Here is a 3316-nt window from a genome sequence, read left to right as displayed (position 1 = left end):
AAGTTTGGCGTCCTGTTTATCACGATGATAGATTAATTGTTAAAGTGGGTGCCTCATCAGACAAATTTGATAGGCCGTATAACGTCAGCATTGCTTTATATAGTAATGGAGTTGTACTAGATAATATAGATGTCAAAAATATTAAAAATGTAGAGGATTTTGAATTTAAACCTAAGTCGGATTACTTGAATAAGTCTATTGATATAATCATAAATGCAGAAGACGCTTTCGGAGACATATCATATGAAACAAATAATATTAAATATATGGTAAGAAATCTTGCTCCTGAAGATATACTCGGTGCTGATTTGATAACGAAATCGCATTATGCGATTTGGTATCCTGGCGGTATTCATCCGCGTTATACTTATAATTGTTTATCTTTTGTCTGGAATAATATGGATATACGGGTTAGACATCACTCAAATCTTGACTCCCTTTTGAATAGGAATAATTCTCTTTGGCCAGCAACTGTTAGTTATAGTGCATTATATATATCTAATAACGAATGGAATACAGGGAGCTTCAATGAGGGGGGGGGGGGGAATTATCGTCATGAAACTACAATTGAGAGGGATTGTACTAGGAATAGTAAAGGTGAATATAGAATGCTGGTTAGTATTCTTTATGCGGGAATACAATATAAATATAGAGCTGTAGATTCACACAAATATGAGGGTGATGGAATAGGTATGACAACATTAGTTCCATCTAATTCGAGCTATGAGATGAAGAGTAACGATTATACTCAATATGAAGACGTATTGGTTCGAACTAACTAGTCGAATATAGCCTGTAAATAAAGCGTACTAATCCAAACTGACAGTTACCGTTTTTATTCCGGTATCTGTCAGTTTAAAAATTACTTTCTTCAAAGTCCCACAAAATACCGCCTCACAATCTCCCTTCCAATCTCCATCGAAGCCGTCGCTGCCGGTGAAGGTGCATTACATACATGCAGTGATCTGCGTCCGACCACAAAGTGAAAATCATCCACCAGCTTGCCATCGGCTGTCAGTGCCTGAGCGCGGACGCCGGCTGGCCCCGGTGTGATATCTTCGGGTTGCAGATCAGGAATGAGCTGGCGGGCATTCTCGGTAAAAAGCTGGCGCGAGAATGAACGGCGCATCTCAGCCATTCCTTCGTTAAAATAGCGTGAGGCGATCTTCCAAAACCCTTTGTAAGTCAGCACGTCTGCCAAATCTCGGGGACTGAAATCGGTCTTACGATATCCTTCGCGCTTAAATGCCAATACTGCATTGGGGCCGACATCCCGCTTGCCGTTGTACATCCGCGTAAAATGGACGCCAAGGAAAGGAAAATCAGGGTTGGGTACAGGATAAATCAGGTGATTGACTAGATAATTTTTACTGCTGTTCAGCACATAGTATTCGCCACGGAACGGCACAATTTTCATGCCCGTATCATAACCGGCCAGTTGAGCAATTCTATCGCTATGCAATCCCGCACAATTCACTAGCCATTTTGCCTGATAGTGGGTTTGTTGGGTTTGCACTTCAACATAGCCATTGTGTTCACGGATATTCTGCACTTGTTGCTGGTAATGAATATCGCCACCTCTGGCTTGAATGATCTCGGCCAGTTTCGCTGCAATTTCCGGATAATTCACGATCCCCGCATCCGGCACTAAAATTGCTTCAATACCATTGACATAAGGTTCGCGCTCTTTCAGTTCAGCTTGTGACAGGCGGTTGACGTCAAGGCCGTTCTGCAACCCCCGCTGGTAGAGATTTTCCAACAAGGGCAGTTCCTTCGGTTGGGTCGCCACAATCACTTTACCGCAGCGGTCATGATACAGGCCATGTTGCTGACAAAACGTATATATCGAGTGGTTTCCCTGTTTTGCCAGACGGGATTTCAAACTACCGGGAGGGTAGTAAATGCCAGAGTGAACAACATTGCTGTTATGCCCGCTTTGGTGGGCGGCTGCACCATTTTCTTTATCCAGTATCAACAGGCGCAATAGTGGATTGTGTTCTTGCAGGGCATTAGCCGTGCCAAGGCCGACCAACCCCGCACCAATGATAATAGCGTCATACATTTTTGTTGTTGTCACTTTTTTGGCAGTCATAGTGTGATTACCCTATGTTGTTTAACAGATAATTAATATTTTCGTTAATTTGTATACAACATTACATCGGTAATTTCAGCATCATATATTGAATGGTGAAATCTATTGGAAAAAGATATTTTCTTGATAAATAAAGCAAATTGAGAACTCTTTTTAGTGATATGAATAAATTATATATTGATATGGAAAATCGTTACTCCGGTAAAATCTGCCCTATTTAGCAATTAATCTGTGATTGATCTTTGAGGAGATAGAATAATGGTTGCTACACACGATGAGATTCAACACCATGATATCCAGACCCGTTATGCCAATATTTCAGTTCTCGATACTGGCGGAAAGGGGCTGCCAGTACTCTTGATACATGGCAATTCAAGTTGCAAAGGAATCTTTCGTCACCAAATTGAATATTTAAAAGGGGACTATCGGGTTCTGGCATTGGATCTGCCCGGACATGGTGCATCTTCTAACGCCAGCGATCCACGTGAAGTATACTCAGTGCCCGGTTATGCCCGCACCATCATGGAAGTACTGGAAAAGATTGGCGTCAATAAAATCGTGGTCTTTGGCTGGTCACTCGGGGGGCATATTGGGTTAGAAATGCTGGCACTGAATCCCAAAATGATCGGACTGATGATTTGTGGCACGCCACCAGTGGCCGTTGGAAAAGAGAATGTGGCCCGTGGTTTTTGTCAGAGCGAACATATCAGGCTTACCGGTAAAGCGGGTTTTACTGACGAGGATGTTAAAAACTTTGCCAGTGAGACAAACGGCGTTAATGCACCTCATGAACCGTTTATGATAGAAGCTGTGGCAAGAACAGACGGGTTAGCTCGGCAGTATATGTTTGAAGCTGCTGTTTCCCCTCAGGCGACAGATCAGAAATTATTGGTTGAAACCAGTGAAGTTCCTTTGGCTATTGTCAATGGTGCCGGTGATCCTTTCATCAATCACGATTATGTTAATGGATTAAATTATAAAAGCCTTTGGAAAGGCCAAGTATTTAATCTGGCCGGTGTTGATCATGCGCCCTTTTGGGAAGCTCCAGATATTTTTAACCCGATTTTAGCTGAGTTTCTAAAAGATTTTTAATAGTTATTAAGAGAGCCAGAGCGGGAATTTTTTGTTTTATTTAAAGAAATTTCCGCTATTACAGGCATGTTTTTTGTTTTTTGTTTATTTTTTATTTAAGTGGTAATGCTATTTCAAATAATGTATTATTAT

The 3316-nt window shown here is 41.6% G+C and carries 3 protein-coding genes; 2 read left to right on the top strand and 1 reads right to left on the bottom strand.

The window, feature by feature from the left end; genetic code table 11:
* On the top strand, positions 1–782 hold a 782-nt coding region (locus tag PSI22_RS20885), incomplete at its 5' end, for a hypothetical protein (protein WP_273581404.1).
* 89 nt (positions 783–871) lie between these two features.
* Here PSI22_RS20885 and lhgD read toward each other — a convergent pair.
* Positions 872–2062: an L-2-hydroxyglutarate dehydrogenase gene (lhgD, locus tag PSI22_RS20880; RefSeq protein WP_273581405.1), complete on the bottom strand. Its 1191-nt coding sequence runs from the start codon at positions 2060–2062 to the stop codon at positions 872–874.
* A 288-nt stretch (positions 2063–2350) separates the two neighbouring features.
* Here lhgD and PSI22_RS20875 point away from each other — a divergent pair, with 288 nt between their 5' ends.
* Complete coding sequence (locus PSI22_RS20875; RefSeq protein WP_273581403.1) at positions 2351–3184, top strand: alpha/beta fold hydrolase; 834 nt, start codon at positions 2351–2353, stop codon at positions 3182–3184.
* Positions 3185–3316: the final 132 nt, after the last annotated feature.

This window comes from Xenorhabdus aichiensis (genome assembly GCF_028598775.1).
Classification (GTDB): domain Bacteria; phylum Pseudomonadota; class Gammaproteobacteria; order Enterobacterales; family Enterobacteriaceae; genus Xenorhabdus; species Xenorhabdus bovienii.
This window is presented reverse-complemented; position numbering and strand designations above follow the sequence as displayed.